At 40.8% G+C, this 26,362-nt stretch carries 21 protein-coding genes and 2 tRNA genes; 15 read left to right on the top strand and 8 right to left on the bottom strand.

The annotated features are described in order from the left end of the window. Positions 1 to 241 precede the first annotated feature (241 nt). A complete protein-coding gene (locus ACTB1O_RS05935; RefSeq protein ID WP_462994220.1) occupies positions 242 to 1,120 on the top strand; it encodes a hypothetical protein in 879 nt (292 codons plus the stop codon). 240 nt (positions 1,121 to 1,360) lie between these two features. On the opposite strand, the gene ACTB1O_RS05930 is transcribed toward ACTB1O_RS05935, so the two are convergent. Then, a tRNA-Leu gene (locus ACTB1O_RS05930) sits at positions 1,361 to 1,443 on the bottom strand. A gap of 469 nt (positions 1,444 to 1,912) precedes the next feature. On the opposite strand from ACTB1O_RS05930, the gene ACTB1O_RS05925 reads away from it, so the two are divergent. Beyond that, positions 1,913 to 2,908 (top strand): YbgA family protein, encoded by a 996-nt coding sequence (locus tag ACTB1O_RS05925; RefSeq protein WP_462994219.1) that lies wholly within the window; start codon positions 1,913 to 1,915, stop codon positions 2,906 to 2,908. A 7-nt stretch (positions 2,909 to 2,915) separates the two neighbouring features. Here ACTB1O_RS05925 and ACTB1O_RS05920 read toward each other — a convergent pair whose 3' ends face one another. Continuing rightward, positions 2,916 to 3,554 carry a class I SAM-dependent methyltransferase gene (locus tag ACTB1O_RS05920; RefSeq protein ID WP_462994218.1) on the bottom strand — a complete coding sequence of 213 codons (639 nt, stop codon included), beginning with the start codon at positions 3,552 to 3,554 and terminating at the stop codon, positions 2,916 to 2,918. 129 nt (positions 3,555 to 3,683) lie between these two features. Between ACTB1O_RS05920 and ACTB1O_RS05915 the strand changes: the two genes are divergently transcribed. Then, the gene (locus ACTB1O_RS05915) at positions 3,684 to 4,871 is read left to right on the top strand and encodes a cation:proton antiporter (protein WP_462994217.1); all 1,188 of its coding nucleotides are present in this window, start codon (positions 3,684 to 3,686) and stop codon (positions 4,869 to 4,871) included. Between the two features lies 1 nt (position 4,872). Here ACTB1O_RS05915 and ACTB1O_RS05910 read toward each other — a convergent pair whose 3' ends face one another. After that, the gene (locus ACTB1O_RS05910) at positions 4,873 to 8,739 is read right to left on the bottom strand and encodes a DNA-directed DNA polymerase II large subunit (protein WP_462994216.1); all 3,867 of its coding nucleotides are present in this window, start codon (positions 8,737 to 8,739) and stop codon (positions 4,873 to 4,875) included. Between the two features lie 101 nt (positions 8,740 to 8,840). Between ACTB1O_RS05910 and ACTB1O_RS05905 the strand changes: the two genes are divergently transcribed. Beyond that, positions 8,841 to 9,569 (top strand): thymidylate synthase, encoded by a 729-nt coding sequence (locus ACTB1O_RS05905; protein WP_462994215.1) that lies wholly within the window; start codon positions 8,841 to 8,843, stop codon positions 9,567 to 9,569. A gap of 67 nt (positions 9,570 to 9,636) precedes the next feature. On the opposite strand, the gene ACTB1O_RS05900 is transcribed toward ACTB1O_RS05905, so the two are convergent. Continuing rightward, positions 9,637 to 10,143 (bottom strand): HEAT repeat domain-containing protein, encoded by a 507-nt coding sequence (locus ACTB1O_RS05900; protein ID WP_462994214.1) that lies wholly within the window; start codon positions 10,141 to 10,143, stop codon positions 9,637 to 9,639. Between the two features lie 224 nt (positions 10,144 to 10,367). Between ACTB1O_RS05900 and ACTB1O_RS05895 the strand changes: the two genes are divergently transcribed. Together ACTB1O_RS05895 and ACTB1O_RS05890 are read left to right on the top strand one after the other, a co-directional pair. Continuing rightward, on the top strand, positions 10,368 to 10,553 hold the full coding sequence (locus ACTB1O_RS05895; RefSeq protein ID WP_462994213.1) for a hypothetical protein: 186 nt from the start codon (positions 10,368 to 10,370) through the stop codon (positions 10,551 to 10,553). 134 nt (positions 10,554 to 10,687) lie between these two features. Next, on the top strand, positions 10,688 to 11,017 hold the full coding sequence (locus tag ACTB1O_RS05890) for an acylphosphatase (RefSeq protein WP_462994212.1): 330 nt from the start codon (positions 10,688 to 10,690) through the stop codon (positions 11,015 to 11,017). Between the two features lie 63 nt (positions 11,018 to 11,080). Here ACTB1O_RS05890 and cas1 read toward each other — a convergent pair whose 3' ends face one another. Beyond that, positions 11,081 to 12,016, bottom strand: coding sequence for a CRISPR-associated endonuclease Cas1 (gene cas1, locus ACTB1O_RS05885; protein WP_462994211.1), 936 nt, complete (start codon positions 12,014 to 12,016; stop codon positions 11,081 to 11,083). Positions 12,017 to 12,431: 415 nt separating this feature from the next. On the opposite strand from cas1, the gene ACTB1O_RS05880 reads away from it, so the two are divergent. The 5 genes from ACTB1O_RS05880 (at position 12,432) to ACTB1O_RS05860 (ending at position 17,021) form a co-directional block, all read left to right on the top strand. Next, on the top strand, positions 12,432 to 13,259 hold the full coding sequence (locus ACTB1O_RS05880) for an ABC transporter substrate-binding protein (RefSeq protein ID WP_462994210.1): 828 nt from the start codon (positions 12,432 to 12,434) through the stop codon (positions 13,257 to 13,259). A 275-nt stretch (positions 13,260 to 13,534) separates the two neighbouring features. Then, on the top strand, positions 13,535 to 14,221 hold the full coding sequence (locus tag ACTB1O_RS05875) for an amino acid ABC transporter permease (RefSeq protein ID WP_462994209.1): 687 nt from the start codon (positions 13,535 to 13,537) through the stop codon (positions 14,219 to 14,221). Positions 14,222 to 14,224: 3 nt separating this feature from the next. Further along, positions 14,225 to 14,980: an amino acid ABC transporter ATP-binding protein gene (locus ACTB1O_RS05870; protein ID WP_462994208.1), complete on the top strand. Its 756-nt coding sequence runs from the start codon at positions 14,225 to 14,227 to the stop codon at positions 14,978 to 14,980. Between the two features lie 6 nt (positions 14,981 to 14,986). Next, positions 14,987 to 15,649 (top strand): amino acid ABC transporter permease, encoded by a 663-nt coding sequence (locus ACTB1O_RS05865; protein ID WP_462994207.1) that lies wholly within the window; start codon positions 14,987 to 14,989, stop codon positions 15,647 to 15,649. Between the two features lie 160 nt (positions 15,650 to 15,809). Next, a complete protein-coding gene (locus tag ACTB1O_RS05860) occupies positions 15,810 to 17,021 on the top strand; it encodes a hypothetical protein (RefSeq protein WP_462994206.1) in 1,212 nt (403 codons plus the stop codon). Between the two features lie 144 nt (positions 17,022 to 17,165). Here the strand turns inward: ACTB1O_RS05860 and ACTB1O_RS05855 are convergent, their stop codons facing one another. Beyond that, the gene (locus ACTB1O_RS05855; protein ID WP_462994205.1) at positions 17,166 to 17,969 is read right to left on the bottom strand and encodes an ABC transporter substrate-binding protein; all 804 of its coding nucleotides are present in this window, start codon (positions 17,967 to 17,969) and stop codon (positions 17,166 to 17,168) included. A gap of 173 nt (positions 17,970 to 18,142) precedes the next feature. Here ACTB1O_RS05855 and ACTB1O_RS05850 point away from each other — a divergent pair, with 173 nt between their 5' ends. The 4 genes from ACTB1O_RS05850 (at position 18,143) to ACTB1O_RS05835 (ending at position 21,323) form a co-directional block, all read left to right on the top strand. Then, entirely contained in the window at positions 18,143 to 19,435 is a 1,293-nt protein-coding gene (locus tag ACTB1O_RS05850; RefSeq protein WP_462994204.1) for a phenylacetate--CoA ligase family protein, read from the top strand. Next, complete coding sequence (locus ACTB1O_RS05845) at positions 19,432 to 20,736, top strand: phenylacetate--CoA ligase family protein (protein WP_462994203.1); 1,305 nt, start codon at positions 19,432 to 19,434, stop codon at positions 20,734 to 20,736. The genes ACTB1O_RS05850 and ACTB1O_RS05845 overlap by 4 nt, the downstream gene beginning before the upstream one ends. After that, positions 20,737 to 21,171: an ACT domain-containing protein gene (locus ACTB1O_RS05840; RefSeq protein ID WP_462994202.1), complete on the top strand. Its 435-nt coding sequence runs from the start codon at positions 20,737 to 20,739 to the stop codon at positions 21,169 to 21,171. 80 nt (positions 21,172 to 21,251) lie between these two features. After that, positions 21,252 to 21,323, top strand: a tRNA-Arg gene (locus ACTB1O_RS05835). A 47-nt stretch (positions 21,324 to 21,370) separates the two neighbouring features. On the opposite strand, the gene ACTB1O_RS05830 is transcribed toward ACTB1O_RS05835, so the two are convergent. Both ACTB1O_RS05830 and ACTB1O_RS05825 read right to left on the bottom strand, forming a co-directional pair. Continuing rightward, positions 21,371 to 24,376 (bottom strand): VWA domain-containing protein, encoded by a 3,006-nt coding sequence (locus ACTB1O_RS05830; RefSeq protein WP_462994201.1) that lies wholly within the window; start codon positions 24,374 to 24,376, stop codon positions 21,371 to 21,373. A 280-nt stretch (positions 24,377 to 24,656) separates the two neighbouring features. Beyond that, positions 24,657 to 26,081, bottom strand: a complete 1,425-nt coding sequence (locus ACTB1O_RS05825) for a PEGA domain-containing protein (RefSeq protein WP_462994200.1) — start codon at positions 26,079 to 26,081, stop codon at positions 24,657 to 24,659. Between the last annotated feature and the right edge of the window lie 281 nt (positions 26,082 to 26,362).

Here is a 26,362-nt window from a genome sequence, read left to right as displayed (position 1 = left end):
TCAACCTCCCCTATTGAAATTAATCAATAAATAGCATTACTATAAATAAAAGTATCTGCTACAGAGCGGGGGAACCACCACATACAGTCCACAGAGCTGAGATGAAACGGAAAGGCCCCTGCCAGTTTAATACAAACCAGCCCAGAGAAAACAAGACAGGAGTTGCGAAGTGAGACTTGCGAGCGAGAAGGCAATCCCGGCTGGCAAAATATAAATTATCTTTGATAATTAATTCTATTCAATGAAACAACAAAATATGAATATTGAAGCTAAAACAGCTGAAAAGAGAGAAAAGTTGACAAAACTGTATAATAATGATTCAAATTTTTTTACAGTTTTAAAATTCTTTGATAGTGTAACTAAGCATCAAATTAATAGCAAATTCGAACTAGGAAATAGTCTAAGGCATAAAATAGACGCCATATATTTTTTTAAAACTGAAATTTTACAGCAGATTGAAAAGGTAATAGAAGAGGAAAAGGAATGTAAAAAAAATGGATGGGGAAGTTCACTTGAAGCCACAATCCTGCTTATAAAATTTGAATCATTGTTAAATGCAATCTATTCACTATGTGATAATGTTTCATTTATTGGAAGTAAATTACATAGAGGCCTCCCATTTGGATTTAATTCACAATTTACTGGTTTTGATAAATATTTAGAGAAATATCCAAAATTCGAAGATTATCTAAATTTGATTAAGAATTGCGAATGGTATACGGAAATTCATACAATGAGAACTGAATCAACACATTATCTCTCAGGATTTATCTGTTACCCAGATTCTGAAAAATTAGGAGTATTATATCAAAATATGATTCATTCTAATGATAAAATTTTGATCGAAGACATTTCATCCTATATTATTGAAATAGTAAAAAATATTGATGAATTTTTAGATAACTTTAGCCTATATGCAATTACCAATTACTTATCAGATGAATCAAAAACAGGTTACATCTGTTTAATAAAACACCAAAATCCAAATGGATCTATTGCTAACTTAGTCGGTCTTCGTGAAGTAACATACAAAGAGTATAAAGAAAAGGAAGTTGGAAGGTGCGTCATTAAAGATGTACCTTGTCCAGATAAAGAATACTGTCCTGCATATAAATTTTAAAAAAAGAGAATTCATTCATTCCTCCCCGTCCCCAGTACGGAAGTCAACCGCCCGCTGTACATCACCCGCAGCCCCAATAACAACGACAGCAAAATCATTTTGTATGTATCATAGCCACACTGCGATATAAGCTGACTAATTATCGATAACAGGTGTGCCAATCCATGATCCTAAAGCACAACAAGATGAAGGGTCACATCCGGATTGAAAAACTTATAATTACTCTAAAAAAAACCAAAATGCGAGGGGAGGGAGTCGAACCCGCGAACGCCTGCGCGAGTGGATCTTGAGTCCACCGCCGTTGACCACTTGGCTACCCTCGCTCAAAAATATGCAGCTGTTAAAACTGCAGGAACTATATTGTCCCTTCTTAAATTTAAAGGATTCACAAAGATTCATTGAATATCACGTGAAAACATCGGCATAACAATACCGGGCCTGACAGAACTTTCAGGCACTCAGGTCATAATTAAACCCTGAACATATATTTAAACAGTCATGAAAATTGAAGATCATTCTTCACTTTAAACCAGCAGATGCAGCAGATAAACAAACTACGGCAGCTGATTCAGGAAATTCAACAACGTGAACAAAAACCTGAACAGCAGCAATTACAGAAGCAATAGCCGGAAAATATAAATGATGATCGATTGAGCACATTTTTTATCAGGGGATGCACACCAGAGCACAACCGGATAATCCTTTTTTCTATTTTTTTCATACCAAATCCTTTATCCTGAGAACGGATAATATACAAAAAATTAACAGCCAAAAATACGGGGGGGAAAATTTTTGAATTTCACAAGAGTATTTGAAAAACCTGAAATTGTCGTCAGCAGGTGTATAGAATTTGATCCCGTCAGATACAACGGATCAGTTGTCCACAGCCGGGAAGTGTCAGTGATGAAAAATTATGTAAACTTCATCCCTGTATGTCCGGAAGTGGAAATCGGTCTTGGAGTACCAAGGGACACATTAAGAATCGTAAGAGAAACCAACACTGACAGGCTGATTCAGCCCGCAACAGGCATTGATGTAACTGAAGATATGATGAATTTTTCTGAGCTATTTTTAAACTGCCTCTTTGCAGTTGATGGTTTTGTATTAAAGAACAAATCACCAACCTCGGGAATTGCAAACATAAAGGTATATGCAGGAGCCGATAAGGCAAACTCAGTCGGAAAAAGACCAGGATTTTTCGGTGGCGCTATTGTTGAAAAATTTAAAAACTATCCTATTGAGGATGAGGGGAGAATAAAAAACCAGAGAATCAGGGATCACTTCTTTACAAGAATATTTATGCTTGCAGACTTAAGAAAAATCGAAACCGAAGGAGAAATCTCATCGCTTGCAGATTTTCATCACAAAAACAAGATGCTGATATCAGCATACAGTCAGAAATATTATAATATCCTTGGAAATATCACTGCAAACAAAGAAAAATTAATATTTGAGGATATTATCAAAGAATACAAAGAAAATCTCCTTTTAGCAACAAAAAATCCTACCCGTTACAATTCAAATATTAACGTAATGATGCATGCTCTTAGCCGGATGCCTGAAAGACTCAGAAAAGAGGAGAAACAATTCTTCCTGGAAAATATAGACGATTATAGAGACAAGAGAATTCCGGTAACAGCAGTAAAAAATATACTAAAAACATGGGCTGTGGAATTTAAGGATGAAGATCTCTTAAACCAGACTTTTTTCTCTCCATATCCGAAAGGTCTTGATTTTTATGAGGACTACGAAATGGAGAGAGGTAAGGATTACTCAGTTTCAGACTGAACGGATTTTACCTGTAAGCAACAACAACCGCGTAATAGCCACAGCTGTAAGGGACAATAACCTCGCCAAACCCGGCCTCTATTAACTCTGATACAAATGATGAAACTGTATTCTTCCGGCAGTAATCATCAAGAGGATTTAGCATATCCAAAGTTTCCTTATGCGAAAATCCGTTTTTAAGCATCTTTTCAGCCCATAATTTTTTGTAGATATCCTTTTTCAGCCCGCTTTCGGGAGCGAACATATCCCCGACAATAAACCTCCCGCCCTCTTCAAGCATTTCAGGGATATTTCCGGTTAAAGACTTCCTGTCCTCATCACTTATGGCAAATACGGCCTGTGTGATAACAACCACATCAAATTTTCCACAGGTTAAATCCCTCATATCACCTTCGATAAACTTAAACTTAGAAAGTCCGGGTTTTCTTTTGGCGGCCTCAAGCATCCCCCCGTTACAATCAACACATGTTATCTCAGAACCAGGGCATTTCTCCGCAATCATCTCTGTTAAAAAACCGGTTCCGGATGCAAGCTCAAGTATTTTTTTATCAGAAGGATTAATAAAATCAAGAACTGTCCCGAAAAATGCCTGCCAGTATGGAAGACATCTCTTCTCAACATCATCATATTTATCCGGATTATACATAAATAAAAATCCTATCCCGGTTTATTTATCTCTATCCCGTAATTTTCTATCCTTAAACCCGGAATAAAAAGAAAAAAGGTATGCCGGCAGATTTTTTTATAAAACCACCACAATAAACAGAATAATCATATGATTGAACTGCCTTTTATCAGCATAGAATTTCAGCTCGCACTCCTGCTCTTAATCGCAGTAGGAGGTTACCTTGTTGCGGCATACATACACCAGTCGGCAGTTGTCGGAGAAATATTATTAGGGCTGATAGTCGGCCCGAGTATTCTCGGGCTTATCACATACACAGACTTTGTAAGTGCTCTTGCACAGATGGGCGCAATCATCATGCTTTTTGTGATTGGATTTGACTTCCACTTCAAATCCATACTGAAATTCAATTACTTTATAATCGGAACATGCGGAGTAATTCTTCCCTGGATACTCGGATTTTTTGCAGCAGAACTTCTCGGTTACTCAGTTGAAGGTTCATTTTTCATAGCCGCCGCCCTTACAGCGACAAGCATTGCAATAACCGCAAACGTTCTAAAAGAGATGGGAAAACTTCATACTCAGGTTGCAAATGCAATTATCGGAACGGCTGTTATAGACGACATCCTCGCATTAATTGTCCTCTCAGTTACAATCGATGTCGTATCCGGCGCAACAGGAGCTCCGGATATAATAATAGCCATAATCAGTCCTGTTCTGTTCATAATCCTTGCAGCTCTCGCCGGACTTTATCTGGTCGATAAAATAATTGTAAAACTTGACAGCTCGGAAATCGCATTAAAATTTCCTGAGTTCGTATTCCTTTTCGGACTCTGCATCGCATTTGTATATGCACTCATTGCAGAATTCTTCGGGATATCGCCGATGATAGGAGCTTTTATTGCCGGAGTCTCGATAAACAAAGTATCACTAAAGCACAGCCTCAGCATAAAAAAAGGATCAGAGTATCTTTACGTTCCCTTTGCGGCAATCTTTTTCATCTCACTCGGAATCCTCGTGGACATCCACAAAGTTACTGAGGCCATAATTCCGGTAATAATAATTCTCACAATAGTTGCCGCAGTTTCAAAATTCATAGGATGCAGTATTCCGGCAAAACTGCTTGGAATGGACAGACATGACTCACTCACCATAGGAGCGGGCATGATTCCGAGAGGAGAGATGGCAATGATAATCGCACTTGTAGGGCTTTCAATGGGAATTATCAGTCAGGACGCATTCATATCAATAATAATGGCAAGCTTAATCTGCACAATAATTACGCCTCTTCTCTTAAAAGACTGGCTTTTCCGCGAAATACACGAATATAAAAATTAATTTACATGAAATCGGCAAGACCTAACTGCTTCTCGGGAGGTTCGCCGAATGTTGAGTAAACGGCCATATTTAAGACCTCAATCCTCTGCTTTGTGTACTCGGAGACGTCATAATTCTCACACATCCGGTTAGACATCTCCAGGTATTTTTTAACCGAACCTTCATGAACTGTTGCAATGAGTTTGTTTCCGCATTTTGTGCATTTACCGGCGATAGGCATTCTTCTGTACTTCGAGCCGCACTTTGTGCACCTCATCGTCTGCTTTGAATATGAGTTGAGATTGCCCATAATATCGCGGATGAAATGAGTCTTCAATACTCTCTCGGCAACATCGCTCTCATCAACCGCACGTATAATACGGCCCAGTTCAAGTTCAGCCTCCAGTTTTTCAATCATCGTTGTCAGAGTATTGTATGACGAAATAAGAGGGCCTGCCGAGATATCAGAAGTATCATGCGTGAACATAATCCCTTCATACTGGGCAGGTGTTCCAAGCCTCAAATCGACGTGATCAATCTCCTTTTCGATATCCTTCGGATGGGTGTATTCAAGTGCCGCAAGATACATCTTCAGAGGATATTTTTCACATGCATCCACATTGTGGCACTCACCGTCAACCTCTCCCGGATCAATTCTTTTTGTAAGAACCAGAGGTGCATCCATTGAACCGCCCCTCGTCTCAGGCAAAAACGCCTTTGAAAAGTTGATCAGACCATCTAAGAGAAGCATGACACAGTCCTCATCACCGTCGCACTGGCCTGTAAAAATCCCGTTTGCAGAAAGATTGTGATCGGTATCAACTGTTAAGCAGTAAACGTAATCCTCAGCGGACTCAAGAATTGTTCTCTTTGTGATTACGTCTGTTATCATCACACCGTTCTCAAAAGTCGGCACATAATCGCCTTCTTTGAGTTCAAGCGCCTTTATCTTTCTCTGATAGGTCATATCACAGACAAGCATTGCATGATCAGGAGTAACTGTTACAGTCTTTTTCCTCCCTGTCTCAAACATAATGAGAGTTTTCGGTGCACGGTGAACAGAAACAGACGTCACTCTTCTCAGCCTTACCGCTCCACAGGTATCTATCGAATGAACCCAGAATGTATTTTGAGGATCAGAATAATACGTGCCGACCCGGTCAAGTTCAGGTCTTGTAAGATCAAAGTTTTCAACAACAAAATCCTTTATCGGAAGACTCTTCCATTCCGCACCGTCATTCACCGTAATTTTAGTCTCGCCCGCAAAGCAGTTGCGTCTCTTTGCGGCATGGAAATAAGGATGGGCATATCCGACATGGGCTTTTGAATACCCGAGAAGTCTTACAAGAACTCCCGCACTCGTATGCGGTGCAAGACCGATTAAAAGCTGTCCGACAAGATCCTCCTTTTTCTTCGCATTGTAGTAAGGCTCCAGTTTATAGAGTTTAACCAGCATCTCGTCGATGAAATTTGCAACCTTTAAGAGCCACTCCCCACAGTCATACGAGACTAAAATATCCTGACATTTGAGCTCGAGAATCTGATCGTCGCTAAGAAGCGGCTTTCCGTATACATCACGCAGATAACCGAGTTTTACAAGTTCCTGCCAGGAAACCGCTATCTCACGCGGCCTGAAATGCGTAAGCGGAAGGTCGATCATATCGTACCTGACAGTTCCGTCCTTAAAAACATAGAGCTCTTTTGCTGCCCGTAAAACTCCTTTTTCGAGAGGCTCAACACATCTCTCCTTAGACATCAGCCCCTTAACACCCTTGCAGAGTTTAACTTCCGGATCTCTCATCCCGAGATTAAAAAGAGCATGTTCATATTCCGATTTTACATCCAGTTTTATCTCCTGCATACAGATGACATCATTTTTGCAGGCAGGACATACCGCATCCTTTGTCTCGCGTCCGCATCTCTGACACCGGAAAACGGCATCCGTATGTCCGCCGCACTCACATCTGTTTCTGAAAGTCTCCTTTTTGCAGACTACACAGCGCCTTAAGCCCATCTCAGCTGTTATCAGACCGCCCTGACGGTTGTCGTGGCTCTTTGAGGCCTGTTGAAATGAGCGTCTTGAGCCACCCTCATCTCCGACCGGAAACAGGCCATGTGGCGGCGGATTCATCTTTCTCTCCTTTGACTTGCCCGGACGCCCCATACGACCGCCGATGCGTGTTCCTGCCTTAGACCTCATCTTAAATCCGGAGAGATGCATAACCATCTCCATCGGATTTTCCTCTGTAACATCATCCCAGGAAGGGAGTTTTAAAAGATCCTCTGATAAACCGAGACAGGATAAAAACACAAAAGGATTTTCAATCAGAATCTTATTTTCCCGGACTTTGTGCAGCATTAAAAGCTCTTCCAGGACACCTTTTTGCTCTTCATCATTGGGAAGTTTAAGAATTCCATCTAAAAGCTCCCCGTTCTCTTCAACAAATAAAGAGAGTGCCCGTACCTTTTCACAGGTTAAGTCATCCCAGAGATACATGTAATCGGGATGCAGGAAATATCCCTCATTTGCAAGCTCTATTGCGGATTTTTCATCCACAGGGCGATCTTTATCGTCTGATTCCAGAGTCCACCACTCATGACAGTATGAGGCAGGGATAAGCGGATGGTTATTCTCCAGAAATTCCCCGAAACTTACAAGCATCTCTCCGACATCAATTATCGCCGAGATGCTTTTCATTAAGGGCAGCGCCTCTTCAACAGTATCAATTCTGACCAGATCACCGTTTAAAAGTCTTATTGTAGGCCCTTCTATTGAATCAACAGGAACAACACCGGCTGCCTTTCCGGGACGTTCAACCTTCATCTGGGTACCTACCGCAAGGAAATTTCCAAGAAGGTGAAGAGCTGCGGGATTAAATCCTGCCGCGGCAAAACCTGTGTTTCTGGACCGGCCGTACCGAAGCCTGAATCCCCCCGTTCTCATAGGGTATGAGAAAACAGGCCTTCCACCGATCAGATCGCGGATATACTTATCTTTGGGCTTAATCTTCGGGCCGCCCTCGTCATCCCCGTCATCATCCCCGGATTTTGTTGCACCGGACACTAAAACATCCAGCCATTCCCAGCCGTCCATCTTTACTTTTCTGACGACCTTCTGAATTTTGGGCGCCTTTAAACCCAGACCTTCCGCGACAACAAGCGCCATTCCGCCACGGACAGTGTTCGTCTCCACCCTCTCAAGGTTTCTGTAACCCGATACCTCAACCCTCTCTGTAGGTTCGCCGTCGACGCACACCGGACAGTTTCGGATAATATGCCTTATATCATCATCAGAAGGGAGATACTGAAGACTCATTATCGAGTTGTATCTCTTAATCTCCTCGACATACCGCTCAACCTCCTCTTCGCGGGGAATATAGCGGTTCATCCCGAGCTTTTTTCTTACGGAATCTCCTACAAGAACAGAAAGCGCCTGGGCAGTACCCCCCGCACTTCTGATAGGGCCGGCATAGTAGATCTTGAGGTACTCAGTCCCGTCATCGTTTTTGCCGATTCCAATCTTCCCGATTCCTTCTGTGGGTGCGGCAACAACACCTTCCGTTAAAAGCGCCATCGAGGCCCTGATGGCGTGATCCAATATTTCCTCTTTATTCTCCTCACCGAATTTTTTCGCGATGAAATCGTCTCCAATCTTAATTGAGACCTCTTCACGCGACATCTGCTCACCAAGCTCACGCAGACGAACAGCTACGCCCTTATACCCCATTAAGGCTTCAACCCTGTCTGCCAGATCACTTGCAATGGGTATTTCAACGACGGTGCGGGGATCAAAGCCTTCCAGGCGCGCCGCTTTTGCGATTTCTATGGCATCCAAAAGCCCGTCCTCAATCGATTTGAAGTACGCTTCCATCTCCGGTGAGGCCTGCATGATTCATAATTAGTCTTTAATTGAAGATAAAAAGAATGACAAATACCAAATAATATACAACTGACATAATTATCTTAGATAATATCAGGGGAATTTTTCAGATGTTTAATGTTCGCGCCTTCTCAATCGGAAAAGCACACGAAGAGGTCATAAAAACAATCCTCAAATATGGAATATATATTGTGACAGAGGATAACGAAAAGACAATAGAACTCCCGGAACCTCTCAATATCCATGTAAAAGAGCCTTTTGCAGACTATATGATAAGTCCGCATAATATGTTCGGAAAAGGTGCAATGGAGAAGTATGTCTATGATCTCCTAAACGGAACAGACAACGACTTTGTCTATACCTATCATGACAGGCTGTTTGATTACCCTGTAACAAAAGGAGACGGTGAAATTTTAGGCGACGGAGATAAACTTGGAATAAACCAGATAGACTACATTGTTGAAAAACTGAAAAAAGAACCGAATTCAAGGCGTGCAGAGGCAATCACATGGTTCCCGTTCAAAGACATCACATCCGAAAATCCCCCCTGCCTTCAGAGAATCCAGTGCTTTGTACGTGATGAAAAACTCAACATGCACGTTGAATTCAGATCAAACGACATGCTCTCAGCCCTCGGCGCAAACATGTATGCACTGGTAAATCTCCAGAAGATGATTGCAGACAGACTTGGTCTTGGTGTCGGCTGGTATTCTCACACATCTGTATCCGCACACATGTATCATGCACGCGACCACGAGGAACTTGTAAAATACATAAAGGGACTCGGTCTGGAAGAATCCTTAAAGCATTACGAAAACTCTGAGCACATAAAATTATAATTAGAAAAGCCAAAAAAAGACAGAAATATTTTTTATTTTCTTTTTTTAAAGGCAGGATACCCCGACTTTAAAGAATCTTCTCAACAGATTCGGGCTCTTCCGAGCCAAGTTTTTGTAAGGTCACAACTGCACATCTGTGGGATATCTCCTCAGGTTCGGACTCTTTAATGAACTTTCCAAGAGGAACAACCGCAGATTCACCAATTCGAATCAGCGCCTTTGAAGCCAGACCCCGTGTGATACTGTCGTCATAGTTAAAGACTGCTATCAGCTCCGAAACCGCAGGTTCACCTATTCCTGCAAGGGCTGCTGCCGCATAGCGTTTGACACCGTCATCAGGAAAATTCTTCAGTGTGAAAATCAGGGATTCCACCGCAGGCTCTCCGATTTTTGCAAGTGCGGATGATGCATACCACCTGACATCATTGTCAACATCGCTGCACAATAAATCAGTAAGAGGGTCAACTGACTCCGGGCCTTTCTCTGAAAGAATTGAAACTGCCTCCCTTCTTTCATTCAAATCTCCATCTATTAAGCGTTTTATCTGTATTTTTATATCATCCATATCTGTCATATTAAAACCCGGGTTTTATGATTTATCTTATGATTATTAGATTATAAGTCCTGTTTAAAGTTTTTATGATCTCATCAGAATCCTCTGGCAAATATTATTTGTATTATCTAAATATTTCTAAATATCGAAGTTTAATTTGTATTTAACCAACAATAATTGTGCTTTTTTTGAAGAACTTTTAAATATAACCATACATATGAAATATCAGTCAGAGGTGTATTAAAATGACAATCTATGCAGAACTAAAAGAAAAAGAACTGAACGGATTGAAGGAATGTGAGGATGACATGGGAGTTATTCTTGTTGCATATGAAAAGCCTGTACCGGCTGCACATATTGACGAATCAAAACTCGGAAAGATAAAACTACTCGAAAAAGAGATTGGCGTAAAACTTGTTGCATATGAATAAACAAAAATCAACAGCTAAAAGGGAATCCAAAATCTTTTAAATGGTGTTTTTTCAGGCAATTTAACTCTTTTTTATACAGGTGCACATCATATGATATATTTAATATCAGGTGCTGATATACTCCCATAAGGAATATGTTCTCCGAAGAATACGAACATGCACACACTGAAGAAGAAAGCGATCCTACCCGTATCAGAACAATAGAGGCCCTTATATCGGGTCAGGTTCAGGGAGTGGGATTTCGTGCATGCGTAAAAAAAATAGCGTCAGGACTGTCCATAACAGGTGAGGTGAAAAACCTTGATGACGGAAGAGTATATCTTCTGGCTACCGGAGAATCTGCAATAATCGAGAAAATGCTCTCATCAATATATGAATGCCCAAGAGCATACGTCAGGGAGATAAGAACAGGGGAGCTAAAAGTCAGGGAATTTGATGATTTTGCAATAGTAAGAATTACATAAAATATTTATAATAACTTTTTTAACAGGAAAAATTTTCTGAAAATCTGGATATAAAAAAAATATCTAATAACTCATCATGAAATTTTGTCCGTTTAAAACAGAATCCCTGTAGGATAAAACATTTCTCTCAACTTCTTTCTGGACAATCGATTTGTGGAACGCTTCTGTTAAAATATCCAGAAGAGAATCATGGAGATGGCAGCGTTTTGTCCCCAGATCATAATGATCACTGGTAAGATACTCTCTTGCAACCGAAAAAACGACAGAATCAATCATCTTAGGCTTTATCGGATCAATTAAGTCCTGAACAAGTGATCTCTCCCCTTCCCTTAAAATTCCAATATCCACATCCATATTTGCACCGATTACAGGAACACAGCAGTTTCCAAAGAGCATTGAATATCCCAAAGAGAGCATTGAATTTATAGGATCACTATGAGGTCTTTTGGTCCGTCTCCTAAAACCATGAGCAGGGTTTATGCTTCTGGACATAATTTCATAGTACATATCACCTGAAAGCTTCTGGATACGCCTGAGTTCACCCATCTTTATGAGAAATTCTGCTTCTTCAAGCATATTGCAGAAAAGTTCACCCTCTCCTTCATAAAAAAGAGACTTCCCTACCTCTTCACCGGATCTTTCAATCATCATAATCCGGGACTTTATAGAGGATTTGACAAGTTCCAGAGCCCTTGCATGACTGGGTGACTTCTTCTGCAAAGTCCTCATCTCCTCATCAGGACGGGAGCCAAAAGGCCTTAGTATTGCAAGCGGTGTTCCGTCCGCATCAAAAAACGATATTGAAGAACCCTTCCGCAAAAGATGCGAAATAACAGATGTATGGAGATTATGCCCACCCGACACAAGAAGATGAGATACCTCTGATAAAGGATACTCCTTTACAGCACCCTTCTTCTGAATTATAAGAGTTGTAGAAGTGGCCTTAATGTGCCCCCCAAAACCGGTGACAGTCTGCCATGGCAAATGTAAATTCTCCATATCAAAATACCTGCAGGAAGCAAATTATATATTTAATTTTATTGCTAGAACGCATACATTAACTTGATCGTTTATTTTTAAAAAACAGACCTGCTGCATGTAACACCAAAGAGTGAGATGTAATAAATATAAAAGCGCTGTACGTATCAGACTATTGCAAAAACCTCAGATACAAACTGAAACTAATTTTTTTCCCCAAAAATCAGAGATCTTTTAAAAACAAAAAAAAACGGCCCCAAAGTCACACATTTTTACAGTAATACTGATCCACTCTTTAAAAAGACACAATTCTTTTAAAACAGACATGAAAATGTAAAATAAAGTAAATTAACTCAATAAAGAACCGTAAAAAAGGTTCAGATATGACAGACTCAAGTCATAAAAGATAAATTAACACATACCAAAACAATTCCTGATGAACAATAAGGTTTCTGGTGTACTTATTATTCTTCTGGCTGTAATGGCAATATCATTTGCAGGCTGCACAGGCAGCGAGCCGGTAGACAGCACCCCCGGAGCTCTGGCAACAGAGCAGGTATCTGAAGAGATGCAGACATACATTATCGGAATAGACGGCGAATACAAGCCATATACATTCATTGACACTGAAGGAGAGGCCATCGGATTTGATATTGAATCTGCAAAATGGATTGCAAAAGATCAGGGTTTTGAAGTTGAATTCATACCTATGGCATGGGACGGACTCATTCCTGCACTCAATGCAGGCAAAATTGACATGATTTATTCCGGCATGACAATCACAGAAGATCGTCTCTTAAAGGTAAACTTCTCAATACCATACTTAAAAGTAGATCAGGGTCTTGCATTCAACAATGATTCGACCCTTACTGCAGAGGACTTTATGGCAGGAAAGGCTGTTGTCGGTGCACAGAGAGGCACAACAGGTGCTATCTGGGCAGAGGAGAATCTCATTGACACAGAACTTATGGCTTCTGACAATCTGAAGTACTATGACAACTTCCCAAGTGTAATTAACGACCTTCAGAACAAGAGAATTGACGTTGCAATCTACGATGTTCCTTCACTAAAGGATGCAATCAGTGGAAAACCAATGGAGATCCGCGATCAAATTGAGACAGGAGAGGTCTATGGCATTGCAATCAGAAAGGAAGACACAGAACTTCTGACAAAGATGAACGCAGGTCTTGACAACCTGATTGATGATGAAAAGTGGCAGGAACTCTTAGAAGAGTACAAGCTTGTCGGTGCATCACCACGCTGAACAAACAAAAAACTTAAATTTTTTTTAGTAAGGGCAAATATCAAAACCCTTCAACACCTAAATTATTGTAAAGGCAGTGTCGCGTGACATCTGTATCCATTCATAAAAATCAGATCTTAATCTGCTTTTTCAATGTGGTGCAGGCGGACATCCTTAATCTTGGTATGAAAGAAATTTACCGGTCTTTCAGATACATAAAAATAATATAGGACTCTTCCTGAAAATCCAGACAGGAGTCTGATATATGCAGGTTTTCGCCTGCCAGGGATTTTAAGATGGATGTATTTTCAATATTAATAGACTGGCTTCCATATCTGCTCTCAGGAGTGGTTGTGACACTCGGACTTGTTGCATCTGCACTGGTAATAGGTGCACTTCTGGGTCTTCCCATGGCTGTGGGACAGGTTTACGGCAACAGAACGATAAAAGCGGGGATTGGCTTATACGTGTGGTTTTTCAGAGGGCTTCCTGTCCTTCTGCTTCTCTTCATGTTCTTCTTCACACTGTTCCCGCTCCTTAATCTGGATGTTCCGGCATTTTTTGTGGGCGCAACAGTGCTTGGACTTCGCGGTGCCGCATACCAGTCGCAGATATTCAGGGGAGCTATCCAGTCGATAAGCGAAGGGCAGATGACTGCCGCACGCTCGCTTGGAATGAGCAGACTGACAGCAATAAGAACAATAATTATCCCACAGGCAACACGTGTGGCACTTCCCGGATGGTCAAATGAATACCCAAATATACTGACCGATTCAGCGATATGCTACGCAATAGGTGTTGCAGAACTTCTTACAAGAACATCCCAGATAGTTGCACAGACATACATTACAATGCCAATTTACCTGGTATGTGCACTGGTATTTATTCTCTTAAACTTCGCGGGAATGAGAGTCATATCTCTTCTTGAAAAGAAGTTTGCAATACCGGGATTTTCCGGAAGTTCAAACAGCGGAGGATTGTAAAAGATGGCAGACGACGAATATGTATTAAGAGTCGAAGATATTCACAAGACTTACGGAGATGCTGAAGTTTTAAAAGGCGTTTCTTTTAACGTAAAAAAAGGAGACACAATCGTCTTCATCGGATCATCAGGGACAGGCAAGAGCACACTTCTCCGATGCATCAACCAGCTGACGGTGCCGGAAAAAGGCAGAGTCTGGCTTCGCGGTGAAGAGGTTACAAATTCAGGAAGCAGGATCAACCATTTCAGACAAAAGATAGGGATGGTTTTTCAGAACTTCTACCTGTTTGATCATTTAACCGCTGTTAAAAACGTTGAGATAGCGCTTTTAAAAGTCAAGGGCATGAGCCCAGAAGGGGCAAGGGAAAAAGCTCTTTTTGAATTAAGGCAGGTCGGAATGGAGGAATGGGCTGACCATTATCCTTCTGAACTTTCCGGCGGACAGGCACAGCGTGTATCAATTGCACGTGCACTTGCAATGGAGCCGGACGTAATTTTATTCGACGAACCCACATCGGCACTTGACCCCGAACTTACAAGAGAGGTTCTGGAGGTTATGAAGAAACTCGCACTTGAAGGGATGACAATGCTTGTCGTAACTCACGAGATGGGATTTGCAAAGTCTGTTGCGACTGAGATTATCTTTATGGAGAACGGAACGATTCTTGAATCGGGAACACCGGATGAGATAATAAATCATCCCAAATGCGAGAGAACAGGAGCTTTTATCGGACAGTTCGGCGGGCTTTCAGGAGATTAATAAAGAATGGATGCGGATTTTTTATTTAATATTCTTTTGCCGGCACTCTGGGGCGGGCTTTTAATAACACTCCAGTTAATAGTCCTTTCAGCACCTTTCGGACTTGCATTCGGGATACTTCTTGCAGTGGGAAGAGTTTACGGCGGATTCGGCGTAAACCTCCTGTGCAGATTATTCGTGGGCTTTATCAAGGGATGCCCGCTTATCCTTCTGCTTTTTATCCTCTACTTCGGACTCCCGTCTGTAGGGATAACAATGACTGCACTTGTGGCATCTGTTACCGGTTTCATATGCTGCAACAGCGCCTATAACTCCGAATACATAAGAGGAGCCATTCTTTCAGTAAAAGAAGGACAGTTAATTGCGGCAAGTGCACTTGGGATGACAAAAGTACAGGCGATAAGGTATGTTGTTCTGCCACAGGCACTGAGAAGGGCAATTCCCGGACTTTCAAACGAATTTATCTATCTGATAAAGTACTCATCGCTTGCATATATGATTACATTAATAGAGCTTACCGGTGCCGGAAAACTGGTATTCTCAAAGTATTTTGAGCCGGATGTATTTTTGATGATAGGTCTTGTCTATCTTGCACTTGTAACAATAACAACATTCGGCGCAGGTGCAATCGAGAAGAAATTTGCTGTTCCCGGAACACAGGGAAGATAAACGGAAATTATCTCTTTTTAAAAAAAATACTTTTATCCTTTTTCTCTCCTGAAAAATGAGTTTTAAGGAATTAAAACATTTAAACTGATTTAACTACTAAAACAGGAAAAAAAACAAAAAATGCTTAATTTTTTTATAATTTCATGCAATATATTGAGACATGAAAAAAACATCCAGGGAATATTTATTCGGAGTATTATTACTGACCGGTCTTTTTCTGATGACTGCCCCCGTATCAGCAGACACACAATGGGAACAGTCAGAGATCTATAATCAGGTTAACAGCTCGGTAATCGGCATGGATATTTCAGGAGACTATATTATCTTTCTTACATCATCAGACAAGTCCATGAACCAGTCGTCCAACAGGGTTCATCTTTATGATGCTATAACTAAAAACCAAAAAATTATAGGCGTTCCTTCACAGGGAATGACTGTTACCGGCAATGACATTTCAGGAAATTATGCTGTCTGGTTTGAGACACAGACAGAAAATTTTGAATTAGATGAATCTGAAACAAAACCCAATACCATATATCTGATGGATATCGCTAAAAACACAACAAAAAGCCTCAGTCTCCCAAAAACCGCACAATGGCCAAAAATAAGCGGCGATACAATATTGTTTTCAGAAACACCAAGAGATTCATTTGAAACAGATGTCAGCATCTATGATATCGCAACTAAAAAAACCATACGGATTTTTAATATATCTCCTGAAGATCCTGCCGGAATAGTATATGATAATGGAAATATTGGATACACCGACTCAAAAGGAGTTCATATCTACAACATTAAATCAGAAACAGATTCTGTCATATTCACACCCGAATCTAACAATGAGTCCGGTTCGGATGTAATGGATTTTGATATGGCCAGAGATTATATGATATATTTCAAACACCAGGTGGTTTATAAGGGAGACAATAAGGGATTGTATGATGAACCGTACCTTTATACAATTTCCACAGGGAAAACAAGCCTCTTAAACCCGATAACAGGCAATTTTACAGACTCACTTACAAAGACTGAAAAAAAGGCATCAATTGCATCACCATTTACAGACGGTGAAACTGTCGGATGGGGATATTTAAAGAGCGAAACAGGCTCTGATATTATCATTCTAAAACCAAAAACAGGAGATTCGTCAGTAATTACAATTAAGAGTGTATTATCTGATGCAAAAATTGACGGAGAACAGATACTCTGGACAGCGTCTGATTTCATGTCATTTAAGGACACACTTTATCTTGCAAAAGAAAATAAAACAGACGGTGAAAGTCCGTCAAATTCAGCACCGGGATTTTCAGTCTTCATAGGAATTCTGGGCATATCCCTTTGTGTTTTCCTTCTAAGAAAGGTTAAAGAATAAACATAAAACACATTTTTCCCGGTTGCGTATAAATCCGGATACAACATAAAAACAAAAATAAAACCTGTAATCAGGAGATATTTCTTTTTAAAAATTCAAAAAAAAATTTAATCTTAAAATCCCAACAGGGACTGAAATATCAAATCAGGCAAGTTTATATTTTACAATTAATTCCTGCCAGTAAGGTGAGGCCATTAATGCGTCAAGACCCTCATTTATTGAGTTTAAGAGCTCAACGTCAGCCTTTCTGATTGCAATTCCGTACTCTTCATTGGTCTCAATTGTGCCGAGTTTTACAATGTCCTTACCCTCGATTGACTCAATTACAACAGGTGTGTCATACATTGCGGCATCCACACGTTCATTTTCGAGATCAGAAATTGCGAGTGCAAAGTTATCATAGAGTTTGAGATTATCTTCAGTCATAAGACCTGTATCAATCAGATTTGCTGTGATCCAGTCTGCCGCAGTGCATCCTCTCTGTGTGCCGATAACAACTTTTCCTGCCTTTAAATCATCCATTGTAACAGTTGAGCCATTTCTTACAGCAACACCCTGATTTGCAATCCAGTAAACATTTGAAAAGTTGACCTTCTCAAGGCGCTCGTCTGTGATTGTCATGCCGGAGTAGACCATGTCAATCTTTCCTGCCTGAAGTGCAGGAATAATTCCGTCCCATGCCATAGCCCGGACCTCCACATCAAAGCCCTGGTTTTCTGCAATCCATTTTACTGAATCCACATCAAAGCCCTGTGCATTTCCGTCCTTGTCAATGAATGAATAAGGAGGATACTCTCCGTCAATACCTACAATGTAAACAGTCTTCTCTTCAACAACGACAACATCAACTACCTCTTCAGATGGTTCGGTTGTGCCTGTACAGCCCGCAAATGCGACTGCCACAACAGCTACAATCAGAATAAATGCAGCCAGAATCTTTTTGTCCATACTGGAAATTTGGGTTAAATAAATATAAAGAACTTCTGAAAAATTACTGATTTATAATATTTTTAAAAAAGTATTGTATAATAAGAAATTTTCAGGTAAAGCTCTGAATATATGGTTTTTTTTAAATACCACAACATTCATGCCATGCTATAGCATACCATACTATGAGCTTCATGTTCTGGAATAAAGAAACGGAGACGCTTAAAGGAGACGGACTGGAGAAACTCCAGATAAAGCGCCTTAAGTGGACAATAAAACAGGCAGGGGAGATACCTTTCTATAAAAAACTGCTGAACGACTCAAACGTATCTGCAGACAATATAAGAAAAAAGGAAGACATACAAAAGCTCCCCTTTACAAAAAAAGCAGATCTTCAGGGAGGTTATCCCTTCGGATTCCTTGCTGTTCCGAAAAGAGATATTGTCAGAATTCACACCACCTCCGGTACAACAGGAAAACCGACTGTTATCGGATATACAAGAGGGGATATTGAAAACTGGTCTGAATTAATCGCAAGAAACATGACGATGGTGGGCCTTTCTTCTGATGATATATTTCAGAACGCTGTGAACTACGGCCTTTTTACAGGCGGTCTCGGCTTTCACTACGGTGCTGAAAAGATTGGAATGACTGTCATTCCAAGCGGTACAGGAAACACAAAGCGCCAGATAGAGATGATAGACGACTTTGGAGTGACTGCAATGCACTGCACACCCAGTTATGCGATGCACCTTTCCGAGGTTGCAGAAAGCATGGGCACAAAACTCGAATCATTAAAGACAGGAATGTTCGGTGCAGAACCCTGGTCTGACAATATGAGAAAAAGCCTTGAGGAGAAGCTCGGTGTAACTGCATATGACTCATACGGCATGAGCGAGATGTACGGCCCGGGTGCCGCATTCGAATGTCAGGAGAGAGACGGACTTCACTTCTGGCATGACTCATATCTAATTGAGATAATCGACCCGGAAACATGCGAGGTTTTAGAACCCGGACAGAAAGGAGAACTTGTCGTAACTCCTCTTGTAAAAGAGGCAATGCCGCTTTTAAGATACAGAACTGGCGATATCACAATGATCCTTGAGGATGAATGTCCCTGCGGAAGGGGAGCAAAGATTGCAAGGCTTACCGGAAGATCCGATGACATGCTGGTAATAAGAGGCATAAACGTCTTCCCGTCACAGATAGAACATGTTCTGCGCTCAATTCCGGAAGTCGGCGAGCAGTTTATGGTCTATGTCGACAGGATAAATCATCTGGACGAGATGACAATAGATGTCGAAGTCAAGAGAGAATTCTTCAAAGGTGAACTAAGCGACCTTGAAAGGATACAGAAAAAAATAATTCACTCCCTGAGAGATATATTAAACCTGAGAACAAAAGTCTCACTTGTCGAACCTGAATCCCTGCCGAGATTTGAGGGAAAGGCAAAGAGGGTAATTGACAGAAGAGGTGACAAATTTTGAGAGCATGGGACCCGAGAATTGAGGAGATGCCTGTAAGTGATCTGAAAAAACTTCAGTACAGGCATATGAAGGCGCTTGTCTACCGGCTTTACAGTTTTTCAGATTTTTATCACAGGAGAATGAAGGAGCAGAATGTCCACCCTGACGACATAAATTCACTTGCAGACATCAGAAAACTGCCCTTCATGTACAAAACAGACCTCAGGGACAACTACCCGAACAAAATCTTCACCTCTTCAACAGACGAGCTTGTAAGGTATCACGTATCCTCGGGAACGACAGGAAAACCAACAGTGGTTGGATACACCCAGAAAGATCTTGACCTCTGGACACAGTCCCTGGCACGCTCCTTAACAGCATGCGGTCTTGGAAGAGGCGATGTGATGCAGGTTTCATACGGATACGGTCTTTTCACCGGCGGTCTCGGTCTTCATTACGGTGCCGAAAAGATAGGCGCAACAGTCGTTCCGACAAGTGTCGGCAACACTGAGAGGCAGATTGAACTTATGCAGGACTTGAACGTAACAGCAATCGCCTGCACACCTTCTTACTTAAACCACCTCGGAGAAACCGCCGTAAAAATGGGGGTCTCAATTAAAAATGACACCAAACTGAGAACCGCAGTCCTCGGTGCAGAACCCTGGTCTGAACAGATGAGAGACCATCTCCAGAAAGAGATGGGAATTTCGGCATACAACATCTTCGGAACATCAGAGATCTCAGGACCCATGTTCACCGAGTGCCCGGAACAGAACGGGATTCATATCTGGGGAGATATAGCATACACCGAGATAATTGACTCTGAGACAGGAGAAAACCTCGCACCAGGGGAGAAGGGTGAGCTTGTAATGACCATTCTTCAGAAAGAAGCTCTTCCGATTATCAGATACCGTATAGGAGATATCACATCCTTAGACGAATCAGTATGCCCCTGCGGGAGAACACACCCCAGAATTGAACGTATAAGCGGAAGGGTGGATGATATGCTGATAATCAGAGGAATCAATGTATTCCCGTCACAGGTGGAACATGCACTTATGGGAATAGGAGAGGTTTCCGGCCAGCATTTCATGATTATTGTCGAAAGAGAGGGCACTCTTGACAACATGCTTGTTCAGGTGGAATTAAAGCAGGAATCATTCTCAGACAAGATTAATGATTTAATGGATATAAAGAGAAAAGTATCTCATATACTGAAAAATTCCCTCAATGTGAGTTGCGGTGTGGAAATTATGGCGCCTAATTCACTCCCGAGATTTGAGGGAAAGGCAAAGAGGGTAATTGACAGGAGGAATATGTAGATGGATACAAAAGATTTCATTATAAAACAGATCTCGGTCTTTTCCGAGAACAAACCGGGCCGTCTTGCAGCGATTGCAAAGGCGCTTGAAGAAGAGAAGATAAACATCTTCGCATTTTCAATAGCAGAGTCAAAAGGATTTGGTGTGGTGAGAATTCTGGTTGACAAACCCGCACCTGCGCTTGAAAAACTTGCACATCTCGGATTTATGGTCTCTTTTACAGACGTAATTGCCGTTAACATGAAGGACGAGCCGGGAGGCCTTTATGACACAGCAAGAATTCTCGGTGATACAAATATAAACATAGAATATGCATATGCTTATTCAGGGAAAGAGGCCGCAGTTTTAATTCTCCGTGTAGATCAGGTTGAAGAAGCCATTCGCGGAATCCGTAAAAACGGCGGCGAACTCTTAAAATCAGAGATGTTTAAATAAAAATATAAATTTCATTTTCATGCCCGAACCTGTTTCGAATACCAACTTTTTTGATATAGTCAGGTCAATCTATTAAGACAGGATCCATAGGGTAGTGGATATCCTTTTGGGCTTCGAACCCAAAGACGCGGGTTCAATTCCCGCTGGGTCCGTTCAGTTTTTCATTAATTTATTCGGCATGTAAAAAAATAATTGAATTTTATTCAATTTTAATATATGTTGTCTGGTTATTACCTATAAAAATCGGCTGCGACAGAACAGCAACAGAATCATTGGTATCTATTGAGGTCCCTATCACCCGTATATCATAATTTCCGGGCTGGAAATCCCTTATCAGAAGATTTGTATTCTGAGTAATTGGAGCACCCATCGGACCTGAAACACCAGGCATCGACTTAAAGAAAATCCAGCTGCCTTCATCATAACCACCCTCATCTGTCTTCATATACTCCAGAGTCTGCCAGGCTGAACTTTCACCTGTGTATAATATATTCCACTCCAGATTGAGTGTATCCATAATTTCGCCTGTGTTTGTGGAATGAAGATTTGATAAAGTAAGATCCATAAACGGAGTTCCGCTTACATTAAGGTCGTAAACTGCAGTCACATATGTTTTCGGAAGTGCAAGGGTGTCTGTGGCGTTATTAAATGTTATAGTGGAACCCGGACCAAATATATTGATATTCCCGCCTGTTAACACCCGGAGTCTGAATGTCGTCTCCCACGTCTCTAAAAGCTTTATTGTTCCAACATCAAAATCAAGGGATTGATCCTCGCTCCAGTCATCTGTGTCATCTTCTGTGTACCTGGGAATTACAGTACTTGTCTGATTCCACTTTTCAATCACTGTTGAAACATCATTTAAATAGACATATCTGAGTATGGAACTGTCACTATTTGATGTTGAGACGTTGTTCACTTCGATATTTTCAAAATCAAGACTCATCTGGGTGTTTACACCGGCTTCGGTTTTTAAGGCGCCTGCGATTTCCAGATATACATCATTAATGTTTGTAGAAGTAGCTGTGTAATATTTTCCATTGCTCTGTTCGGCAAGATCCCTCAGAACCTCAGATTCTCCCTGGACATATGCTATTGTGTATATTTTTATGCCATTATTAGTAGCATATACGGCAAGGTTTTGTTCTTCACTGGAAAGATCGCCATAATACGTATAATCTCCATCTGCAAGAGGATCACCATTGCCATTGCTGCTGCCTGTAGTATAATCACCATCTGAGAGCACAACAACGGCTTTAACCGCATCAGTTCGTGAATTATCCACAAGCTCTTTTAATGCAAGATAAATTCCTCCCCGCATCGGAGTTCCCTCCATAGGAACGAGATTCCCAATCTCTGTGTCAACCGTTGCATGATCTGTTGTTAGAGACAGATCCAAAGTTGCATAATCTGAATAATAATGGGTGGAATCACTCCATGGATAATGAGAGCTAGTATATGAATTATCATCCCATGTTTTAGTATCTCTTCCGGCCCACTCATATGCCCAATAATTAGGCAGATATGCACGCCCGGTTGTACCAAAACTTGTAAGACCTACCCTGTCACGCCCTTCAGCCATACCGGAATTAAATGTCTTCATTGCATCCATGACAGAAACCATTCTGTCAGGATAATCCTTCAGCATACTTCCCGAACGGTCTGCTGAGAGCATAACGTCAATAGGGTCAGGCTGAAGAGCCCAGCCGTCGCCGATAAGCCTTATTGTTACATCAACAGTCCCGTTAACAGCCACAGTTTCAGGGTCTACCTCAGTCTCAACAGAAAGATACGGATAGTTTTTCCATTCAATTAAGATCGTCTTTACAGTCGTATTCCAGGTTGCCTCTACTGTACAGTTTGCAGACCCGGCACTCTCATAATCGGGATCAAGTACATCAGATATGAAAGTTCCTGACGTAAAATAAACAATTGCCTGACCATCATCATCTGTTGTTGCAGTTGCTGCGGAAAGTGAGGGATCAGCTGTCTGGTAAACAGGATATGCCCCGGGTGTTATTGAAAATGACACCTCTTCGTTCTCAACAGGATTACCCCTGATGTCAATAACTTTTGCACGGATTGCAGACGTTCTGGTCGGTGCGACCTCATGACTCGGCATAACCTCCGGATTTGCTGTCAGAATCATATTATCCGGTTCTGTGCTGTCAAACTGAAGATCTGTCTGCACACTTAGAGATGCATTGTCAATGGAATATGCCGTAACTGTATCAATGCCTTTCTGGTATTTCTCTCCGTAGGAGATATTTATAACACCATATGAATTCGATGTTCTTTCACCAATCAACGGGTAATTGCTGTCTGAACTGGAGATATAAACAGCTCTGTTGCCAGAAGGATTGCCGTACTTATCTGTAAGATAGTATCTTATGTAGAATTTGCTCTCTCCGTCAGCCGGCAGATAGGGAGGTACACCATTATTCGGATTTACACTTACATCGATTGAAACCGGTTCTAAATCTGCAATCCCTGTAATTTCTCTGGCTAATGGACGTTCCCAGTATATGGAAAAAACGTTAATCAGATTCTGACCAGGTCTTGTTGAAACCATATAACTCGTCCCTGCAACACCATCACTGTTGACATACACTCTTGCGCTATTAAGCGTATATCCTGATCCGTCAAAGAGATAGGAATCAGCAGGACTGCAATAGAGGTCAAAATATTCGGGTGTTTCAGCTAAATTATCCTCTTTTTTGCTGTCAATCAGATTTCCATAAATGTCAGTCATCCGGATATCAAATGATGTGACTTCCCCGACTGTCACTTCATTTGAATAAGTAATATTTTTGACTTCCCAGGGGGCTGCATGATCAATCTTCTGCTGAACTGTTTTAGTAACAGAACCCGGAATACCATCATCGTCCTCATAATTTATTACTGCCTTAATCTCAGCAGTGCCACTCTTAGTTGATGAAAAAGAGGTAATAAATGGATAAGCAGTCACCCTTTTTGTAGTCACATCACCATATACATCCGACTCTGTGCATGCAAAATCCACATTCACTATAGAGTATGAAATATTTGTAATAGAAGCTGATATCGTTGCAGAAGCGCCGCCTGCCACAATCCAGTTACTATCAGTCTGCAATAAAACTTCGGAATCCTCAAGTGCAAAAGCTGTATTTACAATTAGCAGAGTCATAAATAGGATTAAAAGGAGGCTTATCGTTAATTTTTTCATAGTAATCACCAGTCAAATCACTTTTAGGCATTATCTAAATATTATTATATATAGTACAGATAATTTACGAGTTCTAATATATATATAGATTCATAACTTTATAAAAAAGGAAATAATATTTCGTAATTGCAATAATCCTGAATATTCAATTTCAAAATCAGGTTAAAAATAATATTTCTAGATTTTGATCTCCCTTAGCTCAGTATTTCTAAAAAATAATTAATTCATAAAATTAAAAAAAAATTAAATTTTATCGATAAATACTCCAAATTACAGTGTTCTAAAGTCCGCCGTCATCATATCTTCTTGGAGGCCGTCTTTTATTACCGCCTTTTCTTCTTCCGCCACCATTTGCCTTAAACTTAAAAATACCCACAACCAGAAGAACAATAATTCCTGCCAGAACAGCTCCTATCAAAACCACATTAAATTTTCTTTCAAGGATAAATGTCAGTGTCATCTCTGTACTGCCAAGAGGAATCTGCCGGGTCTCCTCAAACTCATTGTAATCCTCAGCAGTGACTTCAAAAGTATAATCGGCATTTGTCAGAAGTTCAGTTGTAATTTTTCCCTTATCGTCCGTAACCCCGAGATTATTCCCGTTTGCGGACACAACAGCATCTGAAACAAGTTTATTGTCCTTATCCTGTACAATTATTGTAACTGCTGCTTTTGAGTATGAAAGATCTGCTATTATATTGTCATTACTGCCGTCAATATTAACTGTTGTTTCATAGTCCTCATATCCTGCTTTTCTGACCAGAAAAATATGGTTTCCGGAAGATAATTTTGTAACAGAACTCCTCCCGTAGGAATCTGATTTTCCGAATAGATCTCCGTCTATGTAAATTTCAGCATCATAAACAGGTCGCTTTTCCATATCATAAACCGAAACTGTTACAGGATAAAGATTCTTTGAGAGTGTTACTGTATAGAGAATATCATCACTGGCAAAATAATGATCCTCTTCAAAGGATTCATACTGGACTTTCTGCACACCTACCTTATAGGATTTTTCATGCTCAAGGTACAGGGTAACCCTGCCGTCATCTCCGGTCTCACCGGCAAGTTTGTCATCAATGTAAATCTGTGCATCATAAAGAGGAGATTTAGTCTGTCCCTCCGATTCACCGTCCAGAATCTGGAATATTACAAGATCATTTCTTAAAAGAAGGTAATCCACTTTCTTTGATGAATCCCCCATCTCCACAGATTTAAAGAGGGTTTCATAGCGGGTCATCTGGACCTCAACAACATATGTTGAACCTAAGAATACCTCAAACTGTGCCGTTCCTTCAGAATTGGTAGATTCACTATCGGCAAGGCCAGCCCCTGATATTTTAACAAGTGCATCCCCTATAGGTGCAAGTGATTCAGAGTCCATGACATTTACCTGTAAAATACCCTTATCTCGTATCAAATCAGCAACAACTGATGTTTGTCCGGGAGTTATCAGGTCACTCCAGTATTTATAGCCGTCATTATCTATTCCTAGTCTGAAACTTGAGGAGAGAGAATGGGAATATGTAAATATGCCTTCACTGTTTGTGCTTCCGGCATAACTCCCGTCTATATACAAAGATGCTCCGGAAACAGGTGTTTGATCAATCTCATCCCTTACAGTTATGGTAAGGGTTGTTGCCTGAACCGTACAGCATATCGCTCCCAGTAATAGAATGAATGTCAGAAAGCGACGAATATCCATGAAATTACTTTAATTTTCATTGCTTTTATATTATCCGGATACCTGTAAACCAAAAAGAGGCAATCCAGAGCAATTTAGTTAAATTTGTCTGATAAATACCAGCCGGAAGAGAGAGGGCAAATTATCGGTTCTGTTTTCATAGTGAGAAATCAGCTATTAACAGATTTCATTATCTACAAATTATAGATGCAACTCATAAATTTGCTAGGAATCCATGAGTTTAACCGGACGTTTATTCTGGCAAACAACCTAAAAAACCCGGAATTCGGGATGATAACAAT

The organism is Methanomicrobium sp. (assembly GCF_055145805.1).
This window is presented reverse-complemented; position numbering and strand designations above follow the sequence as displayed.

Bases quoted from the DNA above. Each gene is read 5' to 3' on its own strand.
- ACTB1O_RS05935 (WP_462994220.1), top strand. From the start codon at position 242: ATGAAACAACAAAATATGAATATTGAAGCTAAAACAGCTGAAAAGAGA.
- ACTB1O_RS05920 (WP_462994218.1), bottom strand. From the start codon at position 3,554: ATGTATAATCCGGATAAATATGATGATGTTGAGAAGAGATGTCTTCCA.
- ACTB1O_RS05915 (WP_462994217.1), top strand. From the start codon at position 3,684: ATGATTGAACTGCCTTTTATCAGCATAGAATTTCAGCTCGCACTCCTG.
- ACTB1O_RS05910 (WP_462994216.1), bottom strand. From the start codon at position 8,739: ATGCAGGCCTCACCGGAGATGGAAGCGTACTTCAAATCGATTGAGGAC.
- ACTB1O_RS05905 (WP_462994215.1), top strand. From the start codon at position 8,841: ATGTTTAATGTTCGCGCCTTCTCAATCGGAAAAGCACACGAAGAGGTC.
- ACTB1O_RS05900 (WP_462994214.1), bottom strand. From the start codon at position 10,143: ATGACAGATATGGATGATATAAAAATACAGATAAAACGCTTAATAGAT.
- ACTB1O_RS05895 (WP_462994213.1), top strand. From the start codon at position 10,368: ATGACAATCTATGCAGAACTAAAAGAAAAAGAACTGAACGGATTGAAG.
- ACTB1O_RS05890 (WP_462994212.1), top strand. From the start codon at position 10,688: ATGTTCTCCGAAGAATACGAACATGCACACACTGAAGAAGAAAGCGAT.
- cas1 (WP_462994211.1), bottom strand. From the start codon at position 12,016: ATGGAGAATTTACATTTGCCATGGCAGACTGTCACCGGTTTTGGGGGG.
- ACTB1O_RS05880 (WP_462994210.1), top strand. From the start codon at position 12,432: ATGAACAATAAGGTTTCTGGTGTACTTATTATTCTTCTGGCTGTAATG.
- ACTB1O_RS05875 (WP_462994209.1), top strand. From the start codon at position 13,535: ATGGATGTATTTTCAATATTAATAGACTGGCTTCCATATCTGCTCTCA.
- ACTB1O_RS05870 (WP_462994208.1), top strand. From the start codon at position 14,225: ATGGCAGACGACGAATATGTATTAAGAGTCGAAGATATTCACAAGACT.
- ACTB1O_RS05865 (WP_462994207.1), top strand. From the start codon at position 14,987: ATGGATGCGGATTTTTTATTTAATATTCTTTTGCCGGCACTCTGGGGC.
- ACTB1O_RS05860 (WP_462994206.1), top strand. From the start codon at position 15,810: ATGAAAAAAACATCCAGGGAATATTTATTCGGAGTATTATTACTGACC.
- ACTB1O_RS05855 (WP_462994205.1), bottom strand. From the start codon at position 17,969: ATGGACAAAAAGATTCTGGCTGCATTTATTCTGATTGTAGCTGTTGTG.
- ACTB1O_RS05850 (WP_462994204.1), top strand. From the start codon at position 18,143: ATGTTCTGGAATAAAGAAACGGAGACGCTTAAAGGAGACGGACTGGAG.
- ACTB1O_RS05840 (WP_462994202.1), top strand. From the start codon at position 20,737: ATGGATACAAAAGATTTCATTATAAAACAGATCTCGGTCTTTTCCGAG.
- ACTB1O_RS05830 (WP_462994201.1), bottom strand. From the start codon at position 24,376: ATGAAAAAATTAACGATAAGCCTCCTTTTAATCCTATTTATGACTCTG.
- ACTB1O_RS05825 (WP_462994200.1), bottom strand. From the start codon at position 26,081: ATGGATATTCGTCGCTTTCTGACATTCATTCTATTACTGGGAGCGATA.